Origin of the sequence: Yoonia maritima, assembly GCF_002933395.1 — a bacterium.
GTDB classification, from domain to species: domain Bacteria; phylum Pseudomonadota; class Alphaproteobacteria; order Rhodobacterales; family Rhodobacteraceae; genus Yoonia; species Yoonia maritima_A.
The window spans coordinates 310,466-334,240 of sequence record NZ_PKFN01000009.1 but is presented as its reverse complement, the minus strand read 5'-3'; the positions used below and the strand labels follow the sequence as shown (position 1 = coordinate 334,240).

The following is a 23,775-nucleotide window of genomic DNA, read 5'->3' as shown; positions in this document are numbered from 1 at the left end:
CCTTTTATACCTTAGCCACGAGAATAGACGTCCTCATAACGGATGATGTCGTCTTCTCCAACATAAGAGCCTGTTTGCACTTCGATTAGCACCATGGGCACTTTGCCAGGATTTTCCATACGGTGGACCGAGCCAAGCGGCACGTAAACCGATTGGTTTTCAGTGAGGAGTTTAACTTCATCGTCGACAGTCACGCGGGCTGTGCCCTCCACGACAATCCAATGCTCAGAACGATGAAAGTGGCTTTGCAGGCTGAGTGCAGCGCCTGGATGAACATGGATGCGCTTCACTTGGAAACGGCCACCAATAACAAGGCTTTCGAACCACCCCCACGGACGGTGATCTTTAGGGAATGTTGTCGCTTGGGTTGCGCCTTTGGCCTTCAGCGCAGCAACTGCTTTGTTAATATCCTGGCCACGCGACATATCCGCAATCAACACCGCATCATTCATCGCAATGGCCATAATGTTATCCAAACCGATCCCCACGACTTCAAGATGTTCGCTATCCGACCGCAAAAGGCTATTTTTACACTCAATTGCTGTCGCATCGCCCGAAGTTACAACACCACTTGAATTAGGTCCTGCCTCGCGCCAGACGGCATCCCACGCCCCAAGATCGGACCATCCACCTTCGAACGGTACCACAGCCAAATTTGTTGCCCGCTCCATAATAGCGTAATCAATCGATATGTCTTCCGCCTGAAGCCAAGGTTCAGGATCTAAACGCAAAAATCCGAGATCGGTTTTAGCCCCTTCGATTGCCGCAGAAACTGGGGCTGCTAAATTCGGCGCATAGTTTTGAAATGCCGCAATGATATCTTTTGCTTTGAAAAGGAAAATACCGGCGTTCCACATAAATGTCCCAGCGCTGACCATCTCAGTCGCGCGCACCGCATCAGGCTTTTCAACAAATTGCTTTAAGTCCACTGCCGCCCCAGAGACGTTGGGTTGCTTCGTCAACTCAAGATACCCGTACGCGGTCTCGGCGTGTGCCGGCTTGATTCCAAAGGTAACAAGCTTACCTTCCGCGACCGCCTCAAGTCCTTTTTCGATAGCTTTATGAAATGCTTTAGTATCGGGTACTACATGATCAGAAGGAGCGACCAGCATGATTGTTTCAGGATCTGACGCAACCAAATGAAGTGCAGCTGCGAGTATCGCAGGGGCTGTATTCCGGCCTTCTGGTTCAATGATGATTGCGCCAGGATCTATATTGACCCCATCCAATTGTTCAACAACGATAAACCGAAAGTCTGAGCCCGTTAAGATGGTTGGGGCTGAGAATGACACCTGATCCGTTGTGCCACTCATTCGTTTCGCCGAAGCCTGAAAAAGAGTTTCCTCACCAATAAGCGGAACGAACTGTTTCGGATAGGAGCGACGAGAAAGGGGCCAAAGCCGCGTTCCAGACCCACCGCAAAGAATGACTGGAGAAATCATACAAAATACACCTTTTCCTTGCGTATTAAAATTTAATTTTTATTGCGATTAAATAAAATAAATAACGAACGTCTGACGCGTAACGCCCCAATACACAACACTTCATATCTGCTGAGCAATACCCCTTCAACACAAAGATCATCCTAAGGTAATAAATTATTTAATCAATATGGCATTACTACAATATGGGATGTGAATATTTGCGCTAACACGGTGCCAGTCAACATGGCGACAAAGAATTGAATGCTGTCGCGAGCCGACCATGAAAGCAACAAAGTAAAATGAGCTAGACGGGCGCCTAGGAAGCTAGGCGCATCTAAAACGAACAACGATGTTTCAAGTCGCGCGGCTTGTTGGTGCGATCCGACTTTTGCCAGTGTCAGTCGGTTCCGGATCAAAGCACAACTGCGAACAATCACGCATGGCGCTTGATGGCCCTTATTTTCTATCCATTGCTGACACATAGAGACAGGCGTTGCGCAATCCACTAGCGCCACACCTACGCCCCCAAGCTATACAACCTGTTCGGGAATATTAGCCAACCGACGATGATCATTCCATATTTTATTAAGTAGCTTTCGTGGCTTGTAACTATCGGCGGCAAGCCCAACCAGGTCAGGGTTGATATTTCCAGCACGGATATCTTTTGCCAACTGCACAATGGCGACCGCCATACGATCCTCTTGATCGTCGCCGCGCTCAATCAACTTCCCGGCAACACCCGTGGAAAACATATTTTCAAGTTGAGGGAGGAGAAGCGCTACAACTGGCCGTCCCGACGCCACACATTCGATCACGAAACGTGGCATGCCCTCAAACTCAGAGGTTAACAAACCAATATCGCAATCAGACATGATTTCACACACTTCCGCCGCAGGCTTTCGTCCATGTAAAGTGGTCACATCCTGTATTGAAGCAAACTCTTCATATTCAGTCAAATCGCCGTCACCAATATAATGATATTCGATATCTTGCCCTGACGCGCGCACCTTTGCCATCACACGCATCATGATATCATGACGTTTAAAATCATCTGTCCTTCCTGCAAAAAGCAACCGGATCGGCCCTTCATTGCGAAAGGGCTTAGGAGAGAACATTTCTGTATTCGCCCAAGTCGTCAGCGTGTCGAATTTTCGTCCAAACGGCCAGTATTTCTCAGCATACATCTCGGTAAAATCCGGGTTTACGCTATAGAATTTCTCACTCAATGCGGCACCGATATATTCCGTCAACGCGCGGATGCGGTGGTGTTTTCCAATAATACCGCTCATTGGTTTGGATTTATCCCCCCAAATATGAACCATCGAAAACACCGGCACACCAATCCACCACAAAATCGGCGCATATTCGACACGACGAATTTCGGCCGAGTACCCGCCGCCTTTCAATATTTTCTTCAACAGCTTTCGCTTCTTCCAAAATATTCTAAAAAATTGAAATGTCTCCGATTCAGAAATAGACTGTGGCACCTTGTTGGTACTGTCATCCAATTGGCTCACCGGTAGAAATTTGAGGCGACGCCCCCTAAATTCAATCTCGTTAATTGTATCGATTTCCAGGTCCCCGACTTCATCAGGACCAATAAATAGAACCTCCATGTCATCGGGGTGAAACTGTATGTAATCGCGTGTATACGTCTCGATGCCTCCGACCTTCAATCCACGTGGATCCGCGCTATTAAAAAGTGCCACCTTACATTTATTCATTTCAAAATATCCATTTCGTTATAATTACTTAACAAACAAACCAGCATTCTGCGCCGCCCCACCCTGCAACCAGCGCCGCAGTAATTTATCTGTCGGTTTCTCGAAAAATCTGTACACAAACACGCCCGTAAACAAACACATTAACATTGCACTCAAAGCAAAAACCGTTTGAACAACGACGCCGAACGTCGGCAGATGAGCCTTTATCCAAAATGTTGTGCAAGCGGAGAGAATAATGCCGTGCACCAGATAAATGGAATAAGAAGCATCCCCAATCAGATGTAAAAACCGACTTTTAGCTGATAAGTTTTGCGTATCTAAAACCACGGCGCCGACGACCACGAGGCCAGCGCCCCCACCTCGGAACACAAGGCGCGCCCAGCCCTGATCAGCCCCGTCTGAGCCGCCTAAAACAATAATGAAAAGTAAGCCAACAGCTAAAACCAGAATGCCAATCCTGACGCCTGCCGCTTTCAAGTGATGGTAATACTTCCCCAGCACCATCCCCACCACGAACTCCATAATCAACGGAGCTCCAAAAAATTGGAGTTCAGGCGGTAACTTCGGAAATAAAACTGGTAATAGGATTACGATACCCAATGAAAAAGCGACGGCTTGCAATCGCAGCTGCGCGGGCAAGAACAGCACCAGCCCAAAAATCGCATAAAAGAACATTTCAAAATTCAACGTCCAGCCTGGCACCAAAAGTGGCAGATACTGCCCCTCAAGAACCGGGTGAGCTGAGGGCCAAAAAAACAAGGATGCTAACAAATGTTTGGGATCTAGCGCCGCGCTATTCAATAGAGAAGGAGCGACAAGCAAGACCAGTGCCATAAACAATGTGACAGCCCAATACAGTGGCACGATACGACGGATGCGATTTATAATAAAACGTAACGGGCGAACATCACGGTCGCCCGCTGTCAGCCACATTATGAATCCTGAAATTACAAAAAATACGTCCACTCCAGCAGCCAAACTAGTGGGCCAGTCGCCTTCGTATCCTAGCCGCCGCATCGAAGTTTCCAGATGGAAGACCACGACTGCAAGAGCGGCGATCCCCCTTAAATACTGAATATAGACAAATGTTTGTTTTTCCTCATGTCGCATACCAATCACGCTCTGGTTACCACTGGTTTGCTGCGGCGTGTTAAATACCTCAACAACCGATCCATAGGTTTTTCGTACATCCGATAGACAAGCAAACCTCCTGCAATCGAAGCCAAAATTGCAATGCTGGCAAATAAAAGCAAAGCCAGCGCTGAAGACGGAAAATTCAATTTAATCCATAATGTCGCACAAGCAGAAAGAACAATGCCGTGCACAAGGTAAATAGAATAAGAGGCATCACCAAGTCGCCGAGCAAGATGGATTTTCGGCCACACGCCGGCCATCTCCAACGATACCGCGCACCACACGATGAGTGTAGACGGCAGCCCCCAAAACAGAAAACGGCCATAGTCCGACTTCTCCATTCCGGAAGATATCACAATAATCACTGCCCCTGCCAAGAGGCCAATCAATGCGGTCCTAGCTCCTAACAATCGTGACTTTTGAAAAAACACTCCAACCATGACCCCTGATGCGAACTCCAAGACAATCGGAGACGAAAAAAACCACCAAACTATGTCGGTTTCGGCTGCAAAAATCCTGCTCAAAACAAGAACAAAAAGTGCCACAATCGTTGCCAAAAATCTCCGATATGTATTCGCAAACATCAAACACAATGAAAAAATGACGTAGAACATCATTTCATAGTTCAAGGTCCATCCTGCACCTATCACTGGCCGTATGGACTCTGGGTAGATCGGGTGAGTGCTTGGAATGAAGAGTAGCGACGCAATCAAATGTCGCTCTTCTATGATCGTACTTTGCATTAAACGTGGTGAAACGAATGAAACAGCCACCGCAAAAAAAGTTACACCCCAGTAAAGAGGAAGAATCCGACGTATCCGGTTCAATAAGAAGTGTAACGGCGTCACCGCGCCATTAACTGTGGTCATCCACATTATAAAACCACTGATGACGAAAAACACATCAACGCCAGAAGCGAACTGGTCTGGCCATGACGCCGCAATCGGAAACTTTTGGATCAGACCAACATGCAAAAAAACCACGGCAACGGCAGCGACAGCGCGAAGATGTTGAATTGAATGCAGCCCACCCCGAGGCACCGTCACGTCTGCCACTAATTCATCCTCATGTTAAATTACGCAACACTATCGAGACACGAAAGAGAGCAGATATACGTCACCGCAAAATCGCCCTTTACAAAAGATGCAAACCCACCCTGTTAAGTCAATTCACATAATATTATTCAATTACTTATTTCACATTGCAAATCACCGGCCCAACGGCCAATATATGACACATTGCAAGCTATTCCATCAATTTTCAACCCCGACAGTAAATACACACCCTAAAATAGTTTTATAATACAGGAACAGCAAACAAGACCTTTATAAAATTAGGCAATCTGCTATTAAATACCCCCATAAAAACGCTTTCAGGAGCGCATATTTTGCATAAAGCCTTATTAGAAGAGATCATGAAGGATACGCTTCCCCTCGGAATGGGATGTGCCTCTTTGGGTTCTCGAATTTCTCCAAACCGTGGACAAACGGCGCTCGCGCTCGCGTATGATAACGGCGTCCGCTGGTTTGATGTCGCCCCGGCTTATGGCGCTGGCGAGGCCGAAAAAATTCTAGGCCATTTTCTCAAGGGAAAACGCCACCAAGCCTTTATTTGCACTAAGGTCGGGCTTGCGCCACCTGCACGCAATGGCGTGGTCAAATTGGCTTATTCGCTTGCGCGTCCTGCCGCGGCTATGGCCAAAGGACTGCGTAAACAGTTCAGGAAATCGAGGGCGACCCGAAACGTACACGTTGCACTATCCCCTGAACTTCTTGTCACGTCATTAGACCAGTCTTTGGCCGCATTGGGGACCGACTATGTAGATGTCTTCGCGTTGCACGATCCAGCCCCAGAAGACACACGTCGTGACGACATTTGCGACGTATTAATGCGCCTAAAAGAACAAGGTAAAGTAAGGGCATTATCAATCGCAGGATCTTACAACGCGTGCAGGCATGGCCTAACTGCCCCGATGCCCCCGTTTTCCTTTGCTCAGCTCGCCGACCCACCGGGATCGGGTGGTGTGGTTCACAAACTGGCGCATGAAGTAAATCGGCCGTTTGATACCGTGGTGCACTCTGTGCTGGGTGTGGGGGGCGCATGTGAATTACTCACGAATGGAATTAACGCAAATCCACAACTACGTCACGCTATCAACGCCATCGGCATTGAAGGATCAGCATCCGACATGGCTGCCAAAACTCTCCTTCGGCGCGCCTTTTCGCTAAACCCCCACAGCATCGTTTTGATGTCGATGTTCTCGCAAAAACATCTCGCATCGAACCTTGAAGCCGTACAAGCCCCTCCTCTTTCACGGGATATTTTACAGCTCATCGAGAGCACCTGTAATATAGGTTCAGGGCGCTAATGCAGAACATTAGCTTCAAGCAACTCGCGCGATTGCCGGTTCAAGAGATACCTAGGGATATCATCGTCGGCTCAGGTCATGCAGGCCTGTCTCTTGCACTAGAACTCTGCCGTAAAGGCCGATCAGTTTTAGTGCTCGAATCTGGGATGGAACGAAAATCTGCCCGACACCAAGATCTCGCGGCGGCAGAAACGATTGATCTAGATCGCCACGATGACATGCGCATCGCCACATGTCGCGAATTTGGAGGTACCTCAAATTACTGGGGAGCGCGCTGCCAACCAATGGACCCAATAGACTTTACCCCCGAAAGAAGCTTTGCGGATATAAACTGGCCGATCCCCCGGACGGAACTCTGCCAATATGCGTCCCGCGCGGCTGCACTCCTTCAATGCGGGGCACCTGAATTTTCAAAGCCTATCGATGGGCTCAATTTGTCTGACACACGCTTTAAAACAGATAGGTTAGAGAGGTTTTCCAACGTTCCCAAACTGCAAAAGGCACACGCAGATGAGATTGCCACAACCCCCTTTCTAAGCATTGTATTTGATTGCACCGTCACGGGGGCCCAATTTGATGGCGATCGGCTGACGCATCTCGAACTTAAATCCCTTGCTGGGGCTGAACATGTGCTGCCAGTCGAACGGGTCACCCTTGCCTGCGGGGGTGTTGAAAGCACCCGTACTCTTCTTATTTTCCAAAAGAAATCGCCGATGATTGCTGGCGGGATCGCGGGTGCGCTCGGACGCTACTACATGGGCCACATCATCGGTGAGGTAGCCGATTTGCATCTCGCCTCACCTGAATTAGACGAAGCATTTGATTTTCATATCGACACATATGGCAGCTACGTTAGGCACAGATTAGTCCCAAATGACGCACAGCAGATCGCCAATGCGCTACCCAATATTTCGTTTTGGCCTGTAGTGCCACCAATCGCAGATTCCAGTCACCGTGACGCGATATTATCAATGGTCTTTTTAGCCTTTCGTATCGGGCCAATTGGGCGGCTTTTAGTCGCCGAAGCAATTCGAAAACGACACATCCCTGAAGGTACTGCGATTTTCCCTCATATTCGCAATGTCATTTTGGGTATCCCCCGAGCCGTGCTATTTTTACCGTTCTTTTTCAAACGACGCTATTTTGACAAAATTCGGCTACCTGGTTTTTTTCTTCGCAATAAAGGCCGCGTTTATGGATTATCATATCACAGTGAACAAAGCCCAAGCCAAAGTAATGGCTTCACTCTCGCAAAAAAACAAGACGCTCTAGGCCGTCCCAAGCTTAACATTGACTTGCAGTTTTCTCGCAAGGATGCCGAAGCCGTAATGCGTGCGCATCTTGATCTAGATACATGGCTGCGCGCAAACGAACTTGGGTATCTTCGCTTTCATCACCCCAAAGACGAAACCCCCGACGCGATCCTTAAATTGGCTGCCCATGGCACCCACCAGATCGGAACTGCCCGCATGGCAAGCTCACCAGACACTGGTTGCGTCGACGAAAACCTAAAGGTGTTTGGCACTACAAACCTTTATCTCTGCAGTTCCGCGACCTTTCCAAGTTCAGGCCAATGCAATCCAACCTTCACACTTGTAAGCCTTGCCTGCCGCCTTGCAGACCACTTGGCTGACCAAAATACGCAGTAGGATAACGCCCGATGGTTGCTCAGATTGATAGAGGATACATTTCGGGTTTAGATGGAATTAGAGCACTCGCTATCTCAGTCGTGTTTGTCGCTCATGCGGGTCTTGGGCATGTGGTGCCAGGCGGCTTTGGGGTTACAACATTTTTCTTTCTATCGGGCTACCTCATCACCCGGCTTTTACTTCGCGAACATGCCAAATTCGGGTGCATTTCAATTCGAGCATTCTACGAACGACGCGCAATGCGTATTTTTCCACCATTCCTAGTGACGTTCTTAGTCGCATTATTGTTGGCATACGTAGGCATTCTCGAAGGAAATTTGAATGTTGGAGCGATCTTCGCTCAGGCCTTCTTTTTTTCAAATTACTACGCAATTTACTTCCCAACAGGAAGTTCGGTGGAAGGGCTGGGGATTTTGTGGTCACTGGCCATCGAAGAACATTTTTATTTCGTATGGCCCTTTGTCTTCATTGCCCTGCAAACACGCAAGTTTTCGATATCTTGGGTATTGTGCGCGATAGCTGCTATCTTAATCTGGCGTGTCGTCCGCGTTCTTGTGTTCAATTCAAGCAGTGAAGCGATTTATCTTTCTACAGATACACGATTTGACAGTATGTTATTTGGTTGCATCCTAGCTTTTTTTGCATCGCCAGGCCGCACATTTTACTCGCTTAGAGCGCTACCAACCCCCTTTATCCTCTTAATTACAGGTAGCGCCCTAGGCCTGCTTGTTATGTCATTTTGCATCCAAAGCACCTTCTTTCGCGACACGCTCCGCTACTCGCTTCAAGGGATAGCTCTGCTGCCACTCTTCTTTTTCTCTGTCGAACGCGCAGATTTAAAACTGTTCGGTTGGCTTAACACTGCGGTTCTACGTTGGATCGGGCGTTTGTCTTACGTTTTGTATCTCGCGCACAACGTCATCATAAATGGGCTCGAGTATTGGTTTAGCCATCTTCTAGGGCCATTACAGATCGCCCTACTGGCATTAGCCCTGAGTCTCATTTTCGCTCAAAGCGTCTACTACTTTGTCGAAGCCCCGTGCGCCCGCCTTCGCAAGGACATGAGCGGCCACACGAATACCTCCCATGACGAAAACAAGGAATAACACCATGCAACGAATCTTAGCTGCTATCATCTGCTTGTTAACAGCAGTCGCATATTTTTCAGAACCGGTGCAGGCACAAGACACCACAACAGAGGTATGTCCTGTTGATGCAGTTCTACAAGCAACCCTACCCATGCGGCCATATAAGTCAGTTCTTATAACGCGCGGCCGCAGCAAGGTCATGCGTGAACCTAAAGATGCAGAGATCATTCTGTTTGGGGATTCGATTGTTGACGGCTGGGTCATGGAACCACTGGAACAGATGGTCGCCCCTCAGCGCATCTTGAATCTGGGCGTTGGAGGAGATCGCACACAACAAGTAATTTGGCGCCTCAACATGATGGATATGTCACAATACGCACCTCAAAAAGTTGTACTTATGATTGGCACCAACAATCTTGGCGATCGCGAGCCAGCTTGCGGCATCGCTGAAGGTATCAAAGTAATCGTAGAACGGATTGATACCTATTGGCCCAATGCGGATATAATCGTCATTGAAACTCTGCCGCGCGGTGTCAATTTTTCCTCCTACGCAGAGACACGTTTACCTACATTTGAGCGATTGCGCGCTATCACCGATGCGCCTCTAACTCTCTTAAATGTTGATGACGCAATCACCTGCGGCATCGATGTATTTCCAGATGCATGGTTCGAAACGCGCCGTAGTGAAGGACGCGCGCCCAGCCCGTGCGAAAATTACAGGGACGATTTACTTCATATAGAAGCCCCAGGTTACGACGTTTTAAACACCGCACTTGCGCCCCTTTTGACAGAGTGAGATCCCAATGCCCCCTGACAGGAACACTATTCAATTTATGGGATTACCATTCCTCTCTATGTCCCTAAACGAAATTATCGATCAAATTATTAAGTGCAGCAAGCTACCCAAGTATGGCTTCATCGTGACACCTAATGTTGATCACATAAATAAATTTCATACTGGTGGTATAGATCAAGACGTCTATAAATCGGCCGCGTTCATGATCAATGACAGTCGTATTTTAGAGACATTAGCCAAGCTGGCACGAAAAACACTGCCAGCTACGCCGGGTTCCGATATTGTCGCCGCATTACTCCACCATCCCCGAGCCCCAGAATTGCGTATTGCAGTCGTAGGACCATCCCCCCAAGACTTCGCCCTACTCAAAGAACGCTTTCCTCATCTCAAACTAGAATTTGTCCCATCTGCCCCCCGCCTCATCCGCGGCGACGATGACTGGAAAAGCGTTCTATCGGACCTAAAGGCGCGCCCGTTTGATGTATTATTGTGCTGTATTTCATTCCCAAAACAAGAATATCTATCCTATGATTTGGGGAAAGCAGGCTGCGCACATGGTGTATCAATTTGTGCCGGAGCCAGTATTGATTTCCTAACCGGACGGCAAAAACGCGCACCCGCAATCTTTCGAAAGTTCAAATCGGAATGGCTTTATCGCTTGATAAGCAACCCGCGTCGGCTTGCACGGCGTTACCTCATCGAAGGACCGCTTATTTTTCGACTATTTTGGAAATTGGAACGCTAATTTGATCCTCCTGACGCATGTAGAAACATCTGCGCCGATCAGGTTTAGCCTATCCAATCTCTCAACGCATCAATACCATAAAGTTGTGACAGCGATGGCAAACCCTTTCTGCCTTAGCAATATTTGCACCTGATGAAAGGCTCTTCTATGCCCCCCTCTTTTGGCACCAGCGGCCTACGCGGACTTGTCACTGAACTAACGGATGAACTTGTTTCTGACTACGTTCATGCGTTTCTCAGCACCCTGTGCGATTGTAACACGATTTACGTAGCCCGAGATTTGCGCCCGTCATCGCCCCACATCGCGAGAACAATTTGCTTAGTTGCCGACAGCGCTGGCGTTGATGTGGTCGATTGTGGTGCCATTGGCACCCCGGCCCTTGCGCTATCTGCGATGACAGCCGGTGCCGCGGCAATTATGGTCACAGGGAGCCATATTCCCGCAGATCGCAACGGACTTAAATTTTATCGTCCAGAGGGCGAAATTTCTAAAACTGACGAAGCCGAAATTAGCAAAGCATATGCCGCGCGCACGCGATATGAAGGGGCCGCTGGAAGCTATACAGTAAACACAGACGCGGAATTATTTTACACCAGACGGTATATTCGCGCTTTTGGTAATTCAGCTCTGTCGGGGCTTCGCTTGGGCGTCTATCGCCATTCATCCGTTGCGCGCGACACGATGGAGACAATACTCAAGGCGCTTGGCGCAAAGATCATCCCCCTCGCGCATTCCGACATCTTTATACCTGTCGATACCGAAGCCGTTGATATCCAAACGCGTACCCAACTCACCAAATGGTGTCGCGATCATGCGCTAGACGCGGTGGTTTCGACAGATGGTGACGCTGACCGGCCGATGTTGACGGATGCAACTGGAAAAGTGGTTCTGGGTGACGTCCTCGGAGTACTAACTGCACGTGTTCTCAAGGCGAAAGCCGTGGTCACCCCAGTATCGTCAAACGACATGGTGCGCCGTTTATCAGACTTCGACGCGGTGCATTTGTCGCGCATTGGGTCTCCCTTTGTGATCGCAGGAATGGATGCCATACATCATGATCACCCCAATGTTGTCGGATTTGAACCCAACGGCGGCTTCCTTCTTGGATTTGAGGCCTTAATCAAAGGCCCCCTCCCCCCTCTGATCACACGTGATAGTATGCTCCCGATAATCGCGCCATTATATGCCGCAAAGAGTTCAAAACAAAGCCTATCGCAGCTCGTCGCAGATTTACCGCCTTGCTTTACTGCTGCCGACCGGATTCAAAACATTAACCGTACGAAGGCCGTTACATTCCTGTCTCGGCTGGTTGAAAAAAATCCAGAGCGCACCGCCTTTTTCAGGCCATTCGGTCAGATTGAATCAATAGATTTAACCGACGGCTTTCGCGCAAATCTTGCAACCGGGGATGTCATTCATTTGCGACCATCGGGGAATGCACCAGAGTTTCGTATTTATACTCAATCGGACTCTGAAACACGCGCTCAGGAGGTTATGGCCCAAGTCAAAAACGCCGTAACACCCCATATTACAAACTCCCCCTAAGAACGGTGTTTCATATCCTTCAACAGCCTGTGCCGATCTAAAAATTGCCCTTGGCCAGCAGGCTAAATACAATCAAGGCAAAGCACTCTCCCGTGGCAGTGCGGCAGATTGCACGCTGCGCAAAAGATTGATAAATCCTTCCACTTGATGCTTCCGCGTCTCAATACCTTTCTGATCGGTTGCGATAGATGCGTCTCCAACCGTACCATCTGGGTTGAGATCAGACGCGATCCAGCCTCGGCTAATCGACCCTGTCGGCGGGATCACATCGGTTTCAGCATTTGAAACAAAATTCTTAGCACCCGACATATCAACACATTCGGGACGCATAGCCAGCATCAAAGATGTCTCAACATCCCCGCCATGGATGCCATAAGCCAGTTCATGCGCGCTATACATGCCTTCTGGATGACCAAAACTGCCCCATTGGCATTTCACCGCAAGCATTCCCGCCTGAACACGCAATTCGCGTGACAAAATAGAAATAAGATCCAGATTTCCCCCGTGACTATTGACGATAACAATTTTTTTGAACCCTGCACGCGCGACAGATAGGCCAATTTCCGTCCAAGCAGCCAAGGCCGTCGCGGCTGTCAAAGTCAATGTGCCACGCGCCCACAGATGTTCGTTTGACTTTCCAACCGCCTGAATTGGCAAAATCCACGGATCAAGATCATCAGGGCATTGCGCACGAAATTCATCAAGCATGCCCTGCATGATCATCGTATCCGTGCCAACGGGCAGATGTGGCCCATGCTGTTCAATCGCAGCCGTTGGCAAAATAGCGATGGCCGTTTGCGGATCAATGGCTTTGAAATCAGGGGCGCACCGATCAGCCCAATCGAGGTTTCTCATGATGGTTCCTTCGCAATATATGTCGCATCCAAACGCGCGCGCAGATAATCGGCGGCCGTGATTGGGGGATAGTGTGGGTCACCTGTTCCGGGCAGGGCCTTGATCACGCTGTCAGGATTTGGGTCTAAAAAGAACGCGATTGACCGTCGCGGGCGCGGCGGCGCAAGTACCCGGTGCGGGGTCGAGACGTAGACGCGGTTGCTCCAACGCATCAAACAGTCACCGATATTAACGATCATGGCCCCGTCCACTTGGGGAACATCCATCCAATCTTGCCCGCGTGGCCGCACCTGTAACCCCGGTGCACCATCCGTCATCAGCAAGGTAATCGACCCGTAATCGGTATGTGCACCTGCCGCGATGGTGGCATCCTGTTCGGCATTCCCTTTGGGATACGACAACAAACGCAACGTCGCCATGGGAGCATCAAAATGGCGATCAAAATAGTCGGGCGGCAAGTTTAAATCTGCTGCAAAAGCCTGATGTAATTGAATCCCCATTGCTAAAGCCGCGTCGAAATACGCCAAGGCCGTATCACGAAAGCCAGGCAAATCGGGCCAGACATTCACGCCGCGAAATGGCTCAGCGGCAATTATGCGTGGATCATCCGCAGCAAGGTCATAACCAATGTTAAAAGCCTGCTTTTGATCCATCTGCCCTGACGTTTCATCAAGGCTTTCCGTACCTTGCGCCGCCCATCCACGATTGTGTGGATTAAGGCCAATAGACAGCGGTTTCTTTTCCGCGTCAGGCAGTGCGAAAAATATGTCGCCCTGTGCGAACATATCATTGATTAACGATGACGATAACGGGTGGTTCTTGATCACGAAAAAACCATGGTCACGACAAATCGGGCCCAATTTTGCGGTAAAAGCATCGGGCGCGCTGGTGAATTCATTCCAGTCTAAAATCGGAACCATTTTCTAGCCTTTCCAATATGCGATCATGCAACAAGCCGATCAACTTTGCGCGCAACACGCGCCAGATGCGCCTTGCGGCTGGCGTCGGTTGAACTGTCCATCAGGTAATGTGCGGCAAAACTGGTGCGGCACCGTTTTGCAAAAAGCAGACGGACACCGCGCATCAATGTGCGGCGCCCAGGAGCACCGATAAACCGTGTGAGCCACCAACTGGCACCGCAGGTCGTATAAACCCCGAACCGTTTAATATGCGTCAGGTTCGGAATGATATCCCCGCCTTCGGGGGGCGGCATTTGAAACGCAACGCCCGAGACCAATACCCGGTCCAACCAACCTTTCAAAACAGCCGGCAAACCGTACCACCATGTTGGGTAGACAAAGATGATCGTGTCGCACCATTCAATCGCTGCACAATGATCTTCGATCCCGACGCGGTTTAGCGTTTTATCTTCGATAAACTCTAGTCCCTGTGCCGTCATGCGTGGGTCAAAGCCGTCTGCATAAAGGTCCAGTAACCGAATTTCGGCCCCCGCATGCGTCAGCCGCGCAATGACCGTATCTTTGATGGCATGATTAAAACTTTCCACGCGTGGGTGGCAATAAACAACAAGCGCCTTCATCAAAACGCCTCCATCTCGCGGCGTACGCGGTCAAGGTGCGCTTCAAGCGCTGGCGTTTGATTGTTGTTCATATCGTACAGCGGGATATACCGTTTCTTTGGCATACCGCAGGCATACCAAATATGGCGCGTGACGCATTTACGCGGTGGATCACCGTTCAAAAACGCCCGAAACCGCGTACCGCCATATGTCGTGCAGGCAGCAAATTTTTTAATGTTTGTCAGCCCCGGTCGGATACCACCATCAGCCAAATGAAAGCTGACACCGGGCAGAAAGACCCGATCAATGAATCCCTTGAGGATCGCAGGATATCCAAAGTTCCATACAGGAAACACCATGACCATCGCATCAGCGGCCTGCAGTCGTTCGACATAGGGGCGCACTTTATCAATGTTGCTTGGCGTATCGTGATATTCACGGCGCTCTAGTTCCGAAAGGACAGGATAAAAATCCTCTGCATTCAAATCACAATCATCAACGTCCCAACCTTTGGTTTCCAACGTTTCAACTACAACATTGTGCACCGCCGCGTTAAAACTCTCTGGGCAAGGATGGGCAAATAAAACTAAAACACGCATCTATGCCTCCTTTGGTGTCATGGATGGGTAGTCGTATATTTTAGCGTAATCCCAATCTGGTGTGTCGAATGAAATCATTTTTCCCGGGTTCAAAAGCCCCTTTGGATCGGCCTCTTTTTTGAAAGACAACTGGCGTTGGTCAGAATGCTGGCGCCCCCCTTCTTCCAATGTATAGCGGTGTGGGTTGAAGATTTGCGCGCCTGCGTTTTCGTGAATACGGATAATTTCATCTAGGCGTTCTTCGGTCGTAAATTTGACCAGCGACAAACCCGCAAACGACACTTTTCCATTCACGCGGATCGCTTCGAGATGTTGCAAGACTTCCCCTGGGAAAGCCGCGCGCATTTCTTCGATCAAGGCGTGATGATCGGGATAGGCATAGCGCACCTGCAAATATGTAATGCTAGGATCAAATTTCAGCGCACGCAGCGTGGTGTGGTTCCAGCCATATTCAAAGACCAAACCGGGATTGCGCGGCCAATCCGTATCGTCAGAACGATAGATCAACGACAGCTCTGGGCGGCGGGTCAAAAACGTCACCAAGGCATCCATGCTTTGTGGGGCAACCATCAACCCTACCAGCGCGTCATCTTCGGCCACATGTGGAGAAACACGTTGGAAATACGACTTGGCCACAGGTGCTTCGTAGACTGAAGCGATCTTAAGCAGCACCCCATCTTCGTTCGCTAATCCTTCGGCACACTCCATGGCTGCGGCAAAGTCTTTGGTCGCGACAAAGCAATGCACCCAATCATACGCAGGCGCTAATGGTAGTTCGAGCTCGGTAATAATACCGTTTGTACCATACGCATGTGACACCCGCGCGAGCTCTTCTCCGCGGAATTCAAGAACCCGTGGTTCTGCCTCCATCGTGACAACCCGTAGGCGGATAATATTGCCCAAATCACGCAGCTGCCCCCAAGTGACCGAACCAACCCCACCAGACCCACCGGCAACAAACCCGCCCACGGTCGCCGTGGCCCAGGTTGATGAAAACATCCGCAACTCATGGCCGCAATGTGCAATACAATGGGCATCTAGGTCTTTTAGCAAGCACCCCGGCTGCACAACAACACGGCCCGGTTCGCAGGATGTGACTTGGTTCATGTGTACCAGATGCATGACACAGCCGCCGCGCATTGGCATCGCCTGACCGTAGTTCCCAGTACCTGCACCACGTGTCGTAACTGGGACGTCATGTTCGTAACACACCTTAAGAATTTCGATTACCTCGGCCTCGTTGCGCGGGCGCACCACGAAATCTGCCAATAGATGATCCATCCGCGCCTTCAGCACCGGAGAATACCAAAAGAAATCACGCGATGCGGTGCGAATAGCGTGTGGGTTTTCTTCGACATCAAGGTGTGAAAGCGCCGCTTTTGCGGCCGTCATATTGGGGGTCATGTCGTAGCCTTAAACAAGTGATCAAGTTCAGAATAATCCGGTAACGTCCGGTCGATTTGCACGCCGTCACGCAACACGATGCGGTCGGATTGAGGGCGCGCCATAAATTCGGTCCAACTGCGCGCGCGGCACACCACAAGGTCCGCAGGCGCACCAACAGTCAGGCCAGCCACGTCAAACCCACAGGCCAGTGCGGGCGTGGCGCTAAAGGATTTGATCCAATCGGGTCCGCTATGGTCAAGGTGGGCAATACGTGTGGCTTCGCGCAGAACCTCAATCATGTCCAAATCGCCATAGGCATAAAACGGATCACGAGTGTTATCCGACGCAAAGCTGACAGAAATACCGCGCGCCTTCATTTCATGAACAAGCGTGACGCCGCGATTGCGCGGCGTACGCCCGGCATGACGGTCCTGCAAATACATGTTGCACATGGGTAGACTGACAACGTCCAGACCGGCGTCAGCCACCTTGTCTAGCGTGTCTAATGCGCGGGCTTCGTTTTGGGTCGATAGTGAACACAGATGCCCAACCAGAACGCGCCCAGTATATCCTGTCGCCTGCTTTGCGGCACAAATATCGCGCAATGTCTCGACCGAATGATCCATCGTTTCATCAACGTGAAAATCCACATCAAGCCCGCGTTCACCAGCAATGGTAAAGAACTTGCGCAAGAACAGATCAAGCCCGTCCATCGGCAAGGTAACCATGCCCAAAACGCCTTTGTGTTCTTGGACCAGATCGGCCGTGCGCAAAAAACGACCATCAATGTCAGCAACGATGCTGGTAGATAGGCTTGCACCTTGTAGCGCGATTTTTCCGGCCCATTTTTCCCGCAAAGCAGATAATACTGGCCACGAAATTTCGTCTTGATCCGGAGGGCAATCCAGATGGGTACGCACCGCACGGGTCCCATGCGCATAGGCACAGCGCAGTGAAAAATCGGCACGCGCGAAAACATCATCGGCGGTCCAATTGGCGTGATCCGCCATGACCGTGTCTTTCGCGCTCCAGAACGACCCGTCAGGGTTGCTTGCACGTGGCCAGATGTGACCTTTGTCCAAATGGGTGTGCGCATCGACAAAGGCAGGCAAAATCATCGCCCCTTGCATGTCGACAGTTTCTTGGTGCAATGCGCGATCCACAGTATCAGTAACCGCCGTTATTTTGCCGTCATCAATACCGATATCCACGTGGATTAGGTAGCCGTTTCGTCCTAATAAACATGCGGGTACTGTCACATTGCGCAACGTAAATTGCCCTTTGGGAAGTGTCTTAAAATCCATATTCATTCTCGTTTCAGGGCACTTTCGTGCCAGCGATAAAGACAAAGGTGACTGATCAGGCTCATCAAACCAAAGATCGCCACCCCCATGACTGAGATCAGAATGAGCGCCGCATAGAGCCGCCCAAAGTTAAAGCGATAAGACGCCTCGAGAAGCGTTGACGCCAAGCCAAGCCCGGTACCCGCGCGGCCGATGACAAATTCCGCAACAACCGCGCCGATCAACGCCAAGCCCCCCGCAATTTTGAGCCCGCCTAAAAAGTAGGGCAGCGCCGACGGGGCAGATAGATACCGCAACCTTTGCCACCGAGTTGCGCCATAGATTGTGAACAAGTCTTCGAGATTGTGATCTGTCGATTTCAGTCCAATTGTTGTGTTGGACAAAATCGGAAAAAACGCCACGATCCATGCACAAAGCAACGCTGCAACAAAGGCATTATCGACATAAACTTGTAGCAAAGGCGCAATGGCAACAACTGGCGTCACCTGCAGGATCACCGCATAGGGAAACATAGCCATTTCGACCAGTTTTGACTGTGTAAATGAAACTGCGATGACCAAGCCACCAATGACAGCAAAAAGCAACGCAAGCACCGTCAAACGCCCGGTCATCAGCATCGCTGGCCAAAGAAGTGACCAGTCTTCGACCAGTGTTTTCGCGATCAACAAGGGTGAGGGCAAAATGTAATGCGGAACCTGTGCAATCGTCACATAGGCTTGCCAGCCACCGATAAACAGCACCATCATCAATGATGGCAACGTCCAGCGTGCAATGGCAAAAAGCCGTTCTTTTCTGGCAATATTTTCTTCTTCGATATCGACACTTTTGTCTTCAATCATCTGAGAATTTTCACGGCTCATACTGCGACCTCCATAGCCTGATGAAGCGCATCGGATGCTTCGCGCGCAAACGCGGCATAGTCTGCGGATGTACGAAATTCTTCTGTGCGCGGGTAAGGTGCTTCGACGTTCAGTTCCCGAATAACGCGGCCTGGACGTGCAGCCATCACAACGATGCGATCAGATAAAAACACCGATTCAAACACGGAATGGGTAACAAAAATAACTGTACAACCGACGGCATCGCGTAACGCCAAAAGGTCATTGTTCAGCTTGTGGCGGCTAATTTCATCAAGCGCGGCAAAAGGTTCGTCCATCAAGATCAATCGCGGCTTAGTGACCATGGCCCGCGCAATTGCGACACGCATTTTCATGCCGCCCGATAGTTCACGTGGGTACGCGTTTTGAAACTGCTCTAATCCGACAAGCTTAAGTGCCTGCAGCACCTCGTCTTTGACTTCAAAATAGCTTTTCCCGCGCAGCCGATATGGCAGCCATACGTTATCTTTCACCTTGGCCCACGGCATCAGAGTTGGTTCTTGGAACACAACACCAAGATCGCCCTCGCCTTGGCCACCGCTCCATTCGATTACGCCGTTGGTTGGTCGCATAAGACCTGCGACCAATCGCAACGCAGTGGATTTTCCGCAACCTGACGGACCGAGCAGCGAAATAAAATCGCCTTGGTTCACCGTAAGGTTCATATCTTTCAGGGCGACCACGTCACCGCGAAAGGTCTTTTCAATGTGCGACATCTTTAGAAGCTCTGGGCGTTCGCGCAGAGGGGCACGATTAACAGTCATTCAAAATTCTCCGATGTGAGGGTGCGACAGCCGCACCCTCATTTTGGTGCGGTTTAGTCTGCTAATTCGACACCAAGACCATTGCCGACAAATGCGGTCGAATAGGTCGCACTATAATCAAGGCCTGCGGAAATCACGCCAGCATCGACCATCTTGTCATAGAAATCCGCGATCTTTTCATCGGTCATGACACCGATACCCATGGTCTCGGCATCGCCAGAAATCACGATACCGGCTTCGATCATTTTCGAAATACCGTAGTCGATTTTATCCTGTGTCATTTCAGGATTGTCAGCCATGATCATCGCGTTCGCAGCAGCATTGTCGCCGTACAGATAATTATACCAGCCAAGGATAGACCCTTCGACAAAACAGGTCACTTCGTCGGGTTTGTTGGCGATTGTATCAGCCATGGTTTCGATGGTCGTGGCATAGGTAGAATAGCCAGCATCAGCGATCAAAAATACCTCTGGGGTGAAGCCAGCTTCTTTTTCAATCAAATATGGTTCAGATGATAGGTAACCCTGCATCGCCATAGTTTCGTCTGCTAGAAATGGCGCGGGATTAAACGTGTAAGGTTGGCGTTGCTCGGCGGTGAAGCCGTAAGATGCGATCATCCACTGGTAAAAACCCTGATAACCATTGTCCCCAATCAAAAGCGTCAAGTCTTTGAGATCTTCAAAGGAGGTTGCCGCACCGGGATGCGTGATCAGAACTTGGGGAATTTTCTGAAACATTGCGGCGACAGCGACAACCGGGATATTCTCTTCGGCGGCGTTAAAGACGCCCGTCAAGTCACCACCCATGTGGTAATCAATACGCCCAGCCAAAAGCAAAGCACGGTTGTTCACCTGTGGGCCGCCCTGAACGATGCTGACGTTCAGACCGCATTCCGCGTAGGTGCCATCGGCCACTGCCTGATAAAATCCACCATGTTCTGCCTGCGCCAACCAGTTCGTACCAAACGATACATCGGTCGTATCTGCTAATGCGGTAGTTGCGCATAATGCAGTGAAAGATGACATTGCGATAAGATTTTTCATAACATTTTCTCCATATTGAACAGTGATTTAGGTATTGTTTTTTGGTTTGAAGTTGCGCGATGTTTCACTGGAAACCCCGCAAAAGGATGTGACCGATGATCAAAAGCGTAACCCCTAAAACCATGGCGCCACCCTTTGCCCGCTACGCACACGGCATCGCAGATACGCAGTCTGGCCTCGTTTTGACGTCGGGACAGTTGGCGCTGGACGTTGACGGCACGATCCCCGATGGGGCCCAAGCACAGGCGCAATTGATCTTTGCGAACATCGACGAAATCCTGGCGCAGGCGGGAACAGATAAATCCCACGTGTTGAAGGTGCACGCCTACGTCACCGACCGCAGTCACATGGCGGGCTACATGGCCGCGCGCGATGTTTGGCTTGCGGATATTCCGCATTTGCCTGCTTCGACCTTGATGATCGTCAGTGGCTTTACCCGCCCCGAATTCGTGGTCGAGATTGAGGTTACAGCCAGACTGCAGTGACCCAAGGCTTGCACCATCAAAAGAGTTGATACGCGCCATCACTTTTTCCCGAAATTCGCGCCAAGGCGCATTTGGATATAGTCATGGCCCGTTATCGGCTCGTAAATGCCTTCGGGTCCTTGAAGCACAGTATCCATATTGGCCTGCGCAAAATAAGCGATTGAATAGCGTGGCCCCAGACTTTCATCCGGCTTTGGCATGCGCACGCGGTGAAGGTTTGATAACAATTTGTCATCACTCCAACGCATCAACATATCGCCAATATTACAGGTGATAACCCCACCGACCGGGGGCACGTCTGTCCATCCCAGAACCCTGCCATCCGCATCTTTGCCGGGACAAACCTGTAATCCACCCTGCCCCTGTTTTTGATGCAGCAAGGTCAGACAATCAAAATCCGTATGTGCCCCTGCGCGCCAGTATTTGAAATCTTCTGGTGAAGCATCTTCCATCCCGAGGTAATGGATCAGGCGCAGCGTCGATTGGTATTGTGGCGATAGCGGATCATGGCCTTCGACAAACAGGTCATCCGCGACACCTAACTTCGACGTAAAGCATGACAAAACACGCATCGCCAAAGCCCAATTCATACGTTCGAACGCTAGCATTGTGGGTTTAAAATCAGGCACATCAGACTCGCGGGGCCAAAGGTTGGCCATGCGTGGCAACGTGATTTGATAGCTTTCTTTTTGATCAGCCGTTCCTGTGGACGGCCGTACTTGCGCTTTGTATTCCCACCCCGCATTAGTGCCAGGCTTAAGCGGAAATTTTGTTTTGTCCTGCGCGTCCAGATCAAAAAATGCTGCCGAACGATCAAACGCTTCGTCGATTAGGCTTTGCGGAATGCCGTGATTGACCAACTGGAAAAAGCCAATGTCCGTTGCTGCCTCCCACAAACTTTCTGATATTTCAGCCCGGCGCGCATGAAAATCAGACATATCAATTTGAGGAACATCTCTCTCGATACTTACCCCTGCACTGCCAATGTGCCGTTCTTTTTCCAGCTCTTTTAGTCGTATTTCATTCGTCATAATCCCTCCTTGCCGCGCAAAACGTTGCGCAGTTATCAAAGGGAGCAATGACCTACGCACATGGGGCGCTGCCAGCTTCTACTCCTGTTAGATGTGACACCGGTCCATTAGACCAAGGTCAATATTTGTAGATGGCGATCGCAAACAAACCTGACCCAGCCAAGTAAGCTTGCGCATTTTGAAAACCGTTTGATAGCTTCTTGATTAGAAGCCACTCTTAAACGCTACGGCACCCCAATGATCTCTGTCATGAAATTTGGGACCATTCGTTACAGTCAGCCGTTTACCTTGATCAATATTTAGGCCCACCCAGCCATCGCGCACAAAAACTAAACGAAAAATTTCCCCAATCTGAAAAGAGCGCAGGCCTAATGTCCCAAAACTCACGATAAAGAAGCGCACCGATCTCAAAGCCGAAAAACGGCATCACTACTGTCCTATTCGCCTGTTGTGCCACATGTCAGAGCCGAACCATCACGCCATATAGTTTCCCAAAGTGCAACCATTGCTGCAATTGTAACAATTTACGCATCAGTCGAATGTACCTAACCTGTCAACAACACTAGGGAGGAGTGGATATGAAACATCAACGAAAGTGGGCTTTCGCCCCCGCTATTTTGTGTGCGGCGTTTGCTAGCACAATCGCAAACGCGGAAAAATCGGACGACACACTACGCGTCGCAATGGCCGAAGAAATACTGAATCTTTATTACAATTACACAACTAAGCGCGAGTATATTATCCTTGCGCAATTGACCGACACGACGCTGTTCTCTCTTGACCCGGTCACGCAGGAGTTCAACCCAGCAGTCGCGACTGGCTACGACTATATTGATGAAACGACGTTGGACGTCTTTTTGCGCGATGATGTGAAGTTTCATGACGGCAGCATCCTGACCGCCGATGATGTGGCTTATACCTACAACTGGATCGTCCGCGAAGACAGTGAATCCAATGCGAGTGGTACTGTTGGTCGTTGGCTTGATAATGCCGAAGTGACGGGCCCCAACACTGTTCGGTTCCATTTGAAAACGGTCTACCCGCTAGTGCTACGCGATATGGCGCAGCGGATTATGTTACGTAAGGCGGACACTTATGATGCGGATGGGGTGATTGATCGCGACGCTATGGCGCAAGATTTGATCGGGACTGGCCCCTATCGGGTAGTCAGTATTGAACCGGGTCAAGAGTTGATCCTCGAACGTTTCGACGACTTTTTTGGTGACCAACCAAGCATCGAAAACGTGGTCGTCCGAACCATCCCCGACATTGGTACGCAACAGGCCGAAATAATGTCCGGTGGGATTGATTGGATGTTTAAGGTGCCTTTGGACCTTGCCCAAAGTTTGGGCGGGACGCCGATGGCGACGCATCTTAGCGGCCCCGATCTGCGCGTTGCGTTCATCGTATTGGATGCAGCGGGTTAGTCGACGAGAGC

At 50.0% G+C, this 23,775-nt stretch carries 23 protein-coding genes; 9 read left to right on the top strand and 14 right to left on the bottom strand.

Translation table 11 applies throughout. The features are described 5' to 3' along the window. Positions 1-11: 11 nt before the first annotated feature. Positions 12-1,442, bottom strand: a complete 1,431-nt coding sequence (locus CYQ09_RS12820) for a mannose-1-phosphate guanylyltransferase/mannose-6-phosphate isomerase (protein ID WP_106745786.1) — start codon at positions 1,440-1,442, stop codon at positions 12-14. 331 nt (positions 1,443-1,773) lie between these two features. On the opposite strand from CYQ09_RS12820, the gene CYQ09_RS18560 reads away from it, so the two are divergent. Beyond that, positions 1,774-1,908 (top strand): hypothetical protein, encoded by a 135-nt coding sequence (locus tag CYQ09_RS18560; protein ID WP_275425368.1) that lies wholly within the window; start codon positions 1,774-1,776, stop codon positions 1,906-1,908. A gap of 46 nt (positions 1,909-1,954) precedes the next feature. On the opposite strand, the gene CYQ09_RS12815 is transcribed toward CYQ09_RS18560, so the two are convergent. From CYQ09_RS12815 to CYQ09_RS12805, 3 genes are read right to left on the bottom strand one after another with little or no spacing between them, the layout of a single operon-like run. Then, a complete protein-coding gene (locus tag CYQ09_RS12815) occupies positions 1,955-3,148 on the bottom strand; it encodes a glycosyltransferase (protein ID WP_106745785.1) in 1,194 nt (397 codons plus the stop codon). A gap of 24 nt (positions 3,149-3,172) precedes the next feature. After that, positions 3,173-4,258 (bottom strand): acyltransferase family protein, encoded by a 1,086-nt coding sequence (locus CYQ09_RS12810; RefSeq protein ID WP_239495952.1) that lies wholly within the window; start codon positions 4,256-4,258, stop codon positions 3,173-3,175. Between the two features lie 5 nt (positions 4,259-4,263). Further along, positions 4,264-5,337, bottom strand: coding sequence for an acyltransferase family protein (locus CYQ09_RS12805; RefSeq protein ID WP_106745783.1), 1,074 nt, complete (start codon positions 5,335-5,337; stop codon positions 4,264-4,266). 332 nt (positions 5,338-5,669) lie between these two features. Between CYQ09_RS12805 and CYQ09_RS12800 the strand changes: the two genes are divergently transcribed. The 6 genes from CYQ09_RS12800 to CYQ09_RS12775 all read left to right on the top strand — a co-directional run bounded on the left by CYQ09_RS12800 (position 5,670) and on the right by CYQ09_RS12775 (position 12,473). Then, positions 5,670-6,650, top strand: coding sequence for an aldo/keto reductase (locus CYQ09_RS12800; protein WP_162617672.1), 981 nt, complete (start codon positions 5,670-5,672; stop codon positions 6,648-6,650). Beyond that, positions 6,650-8,299, top strand: coding sequence for a GMC oxidoreductase (locus CYQ09_RS12795; RefSeq protein ID WP_106745781.1), 1,650 nt, complete (start codon positions 6,650-6,652; stop codon positions 8,297-8,299). Before CYQ09_RS12800 ends, CYQ09_RS12795 begins: the two co-directional genes overlap by 1 nt. 11 nt (positions 8,300-8,310) lie before the next feature. Beyond that, complete coding sequence (locus CYQ09_RS12790) at positions 8,311-9,405, top strand: acyltransferase family protein (protein ID WP_106745780.1); 1,095 nt, start codon at positions 8,311-8,313, stop codon at positions 9,403-9,405. A 4-nt stretch (positions 9,406-9,409) separates the two neighbouring features. Then, a complete protein-coding gene (locus tag CYQ09_RS12785) occupies positions 9,410-10,183 on the top strand; it encodes a GDSL-type esterase/lipase family protein (RefSeq protein ID WP_162617671.1) in 774 nt (257 codons plus the stop codon). Positions 10,184-10,190: 7 nt separating this feature from the next. Beyond that, positions 10,191-10,928 carry a WecB/TagA/CpsF family glycosyltransferase gene (locus tag CYQ09_RS12780; RefSeq protein ID WP_106745778.1) on the top strand — a complete coding sequence of 246 codons (738 nt, stop codon included), beginning with the start codon at positions 10,191-10,193 and terminating at the stop codon, positions 10,926-10,928. Between the two features lie 147 nt (positions 10,929-11,075). After that, on the top strand, positions 11,076-12,473 hold the full coding sequence (locus CYQ09_RS12775; RefSeq protein ID WP_106745777.1) for a phosphomannomutase: 1,398 nt from the start codon (positions 11,076-11,078) through the stop codon (positions 12,471-12,473). A 72-nt stretch (positions 12,474-12,545) separates the two neighbouring features. Here the strand turns inward: CYQ09_RS12775 and CYQ09_RS12770 are convergent, their stop codons facing one another. From CYQ09_RS12770 to CYQ09_RS12730, 9 genes are read right to left on the bottom strand one after another with little or no spacing between them, the layout of a single operon-like run. Beyond that, positions 12,546-13,328, bottom strand: coding sequence for a creatininase family protein (locus tag CYQ09_RS12770; protein WP_106745776.1), 783 nt, complete (start codon positions 13,326-13,328; stop codon positions 12,546-12,548). Continuing rightward, positions 13,325-14,248, bottom strand: coding sequence for an isopenicillin N synthase family dioxygenase (locus CYQ09_RS12765; RefSeq protein ID WP_106745775.1), 924 nt, complete (start codon positions 14,246-14,248; stop codon positions 13,325-13,327). Before CYQ09_RS12765 ends, CYQ09_RS12770 begins: the two co-directional genes overlap by 4 nt. Before the next feature lie 23 nt (positions 14,249-14,271). Continuing rightward, complete coding sequence (locus tag CYQ09_RS12760; protein WP_106745774.1) at positions 14,272-14,868, bottom strand: NAD(P)H-dependent oxidoreductase; 597 nt, start codon at positions 14,866-14,868, stop codon at positions 14,272-14,274. After that, entirely contained in the window at positions 14,868-15,446 is a 579-nt protein-coding gene (locus CYQ09_RS12755) for an NAD(P)H-dependent oxidoreductase (RefSeq protein WP_106745773.1), read from the bottom strand. Before CYQ09_RS12755 ends, CYQ09_RS12760 begins: the two co-directional genes overlap by 1 nt. Beyond that, positions 15,447-16,850 (bottom strand): FAD-binding oxidoreductase, encoded by a 1,404-nt coding sequence (locus CYQ09_RS12750; protein ID WP_106745772.1) that lies wholly within the window; start codon positions 16,848-16,850, stop codon positions 15,447-15,449. Then, a complete protein-coding gene (locus CYQ09_RS12745; RefSeq protein ID WP_106745771.1) occupies positions 16,847-18,136 on the bottom strand; it encodes a cytosine deaminase in 1,290 nt (429 codons plus the stop codon). Before CYQ09_RS12745 ends, CYQ09_RS12750 begins: the two co-directional genes overlap by 4 nt. A gap of 2 nt (positions 18,137-18,138) precedes the next feature. Further along, positions 18,139-18,996, bottom strand: coding sequence for an ABC transporter permease (locus CYQ09_RS12740; RefSeq protein ID WP_106745770.1), 858 nt, complete (start codon positions 18,994-18,996; stop codon positions 18,139-18,141). Beyond that, a complete protein-coding gene (locus CYQ09_RS12735; RefSeq protein WP_239495944.1) occupies positions 18,993-19,778 on the bottom strand; it encodes an ABC transporter ATP-binding protein in 786 nt (261 codons plus the stop codon). Before CYQ09_RS12735 ends, CYQ09_RS12740 begins: the two co-directional genes overlap by 4 nt. Positions 19,779-19,831: 53 nt before the next feature. After that, on the bottom strand, positions 19,832-20,821 hold the full coding sequence (locus CYQ09_RS12730; protein WP_106745769.1) for an ABC transporter substrate-binding protein: 990 nt from the start codon (positions 20,819-20,821) through the stop codon (positions 19,832-19,834). A gap of 95 nt (positions 20,822-20,916) precedes the next feature. Between CYQ09_RS12730 and CYQ09_RS12725 the strand changes: the two genes are divergently transcribed. Next, entirely contained in the window at positions 20,917-21,306 is a 390-nt protein-coding gene (locus tag CYQ09_RS12725) for a RidA family protein (RefSeq protein WP_106745768.1), read from the top strand. Between the two features lie 38 nt (positions 21,307-21,344). On the opposite strand, the gene CYQ09_RS12720 is transcribed toward CYQ09_RS12725, so the two are convergent. Beyond that, on the bottom strand, positions 21,345-22,337 hold the full coding sequence (locus CYQ09_RS12720; protein ID WP_106745767.1) for an isopenicillin N synthase family dioxygenase: 993 nt from the start codon (positions 22,335-22,337) through the stop codon (positions 21,345-21,347). A gap of 578 nt (positions 22,338-22,915) precedes the next feature. Here CYQ09_RS12720 and CYQ09_RS12715 point away from each other — a divergent pair. After that, a complete protein-coding gene (locus CYQ09_RS12715) occupies positions 22,916-23,764 on the top strand; it encodes an ABC transporter substrate-binding protein (RefSeq protein WP_106745766.1) in 849 nt (282 codons plus the stop codon). Positions 23,765-23,775 lie beyond the last annotated feature (11 nt).

What these genes read in the sequence shown, in the direction of transcription:
- CYQ09_RS12820 (WP_106745786.1), bottom strand. Translation starts at nt 1,442, where the DNA reads ATGATTTCTCCAGTCATTCTTTGCGGTGGGTCTGGAACGCGGCTTTGG.
- CYQ09_RS18560 (WP_275425368.1), top strand. Translation starts at nt 1,774, where the DNA reads ATGTTTCAAGTCGCGCGGCTTGTTGGTGCGATCCGACTTTTGCCAGTG.
- CYQ09_RS12815 (WP_106745785.1), bottom strand. Translation starts at nt 3,148, where the DNA reads ATGAATAAATGTAAGGTGGCACTTTTTAATAGCGCGGATCCACGTGGA.
- CYQ09_RS12810 (WP_239495952.1), bottom strand. Translation starts at nt 4,258, where the DNA reads ATGCGACATGAGGAAAAACAAACATTTGTCTATATTCAGTATTTAAGG.
- CYQ09_RS12795 (WP_106745781.1), top strand. Translation starts at nt 6,650, where the DNA reads ATGCAGAACATTAGCTTCAAGCAACTCGCGCGATTGCCGGTTCAAGAG.
- CYQ09_RS12790 (WP_106745780.1), top strand. Translation starts at nt 8,311, where the DNA reads ATGGTTGCTCAGATTGATAGAGGATACATTTCGGGTTTAGATGGAATT.
- CYQ09_RS12785 (WP_162617671.1), top strand. Translation starts at nt 9,410, where the DNA reads ATGCAACGAATCTTAGCTGCTATCATCTGCTTGTTAACAGCAGTCGCA.
- CYQ09_RS12780 (WP_106745778.1), top strand. Translation starts at nt 10,191, where the DNA reads ATGCCCCCTGACAGGAACACTATTCAATTTATGGGATTACCATTCCTC.
- CYQ09_RS12775 (WP_106745777.1), top strand. Translation starts at nt 11,076, where the DNA reads ATGCCCCCCTCTTTTGGCACCAGCGGCCTACGCGGACTTGTCACTGAA.
- CYQ09_RS12770 (WP_106745776.1), bottom strand. Translation starts at nt 13,328, where the DNA reads ATGAGAAACCTCGATTGGGCTGATCGGTGCGCCCCTGATTTCAAAGCC.
- CYQ09_RS12765 (WP_106745775.1), bottom strand. Translation starts at nt 14,248, where the DNA reads ATGGTTCCGATTTTAGACTGGAATGAATTCACCAGCGCGCCCGATGCT.
- CYQ09_RS12760 (WP_106745774.1), bottom strand. Translation starts at nt 14,868, where the DNA reads ATGAAGGCGCTTGTTGTTTATTGCCACCCACGCGTGGAAAGTTTTAAT.
- CYQ09_RS12755 (WP_106745773.1), bottom strand. Translation starts at nt 15,446, where the DNA reads ATGCGTGTTTTAGTTTTATTTGCCCATCCTTGCCCAGAGAGTTTTAAC.
- CYQ09_RS12750 (WP_106745772.1), bottom strand. Translation starts at nt 16,850, where the DNA reads ATGACCCCCAATATGACGGCCGCAAAAGCGGCGCTTTCACACCTTGAT.
- CYQ09_RS12745 (WP_106745771.1), bottom strand. Translation starts at nt 18,136, where the DNA reads ATGGATTTTAAGACACTTCCCAAAGGGCAATTTACGTTGCGCAATGTG.
- CYQ09_RS12740 (WP_106745770.1), bottom strand. Translation starts at nt 18,996, where the DNA reads ATGAGCCGTGAAAATTCTCAGATGATTGAAGACAAAAGTGTCGATATC.
- CYQ09_RS12735 (WP_239495944.1), bottom strand. Translation starts at nt 19,778, where the DNA reads ATGACTGTTAATCGTGCCCCTCTGCGCGAACGCCCAGAGCTTCTAAAG.
- CYQ09_RS12730 (WP_106745769.1), bottom strand. Translation starts at nt 20,821, where the DNA reads ATGAAAAATCTTATCGCAATGTCATCTTTCACTGCATTATGCGCAACT.
- CYQ09_RS12725 (WP_106745768.1), top strand. Translation starts at nt 20,917, where the DNA reads ATGATCAAAAGCGTAACCCCTAAAACCATGGCGCCACCCTTTGCCCGC.
- CYQ09_RS12720 (WP_106745767.1), bottom strand. Translation starts at nt 22,337, where the DNA reads ATGACGAATGAAATACGACTAAAAGAGCTGGAAAAAGAACGGCACATT.
- CYQ09_RS12715 (WP_106745766.1), top strand. Translation starts at nt 22,916, where the DNA reads ATGAAACATCAACGAAAGTGGGCTTTCGCCCCCGCTATTTTGTGTGCG.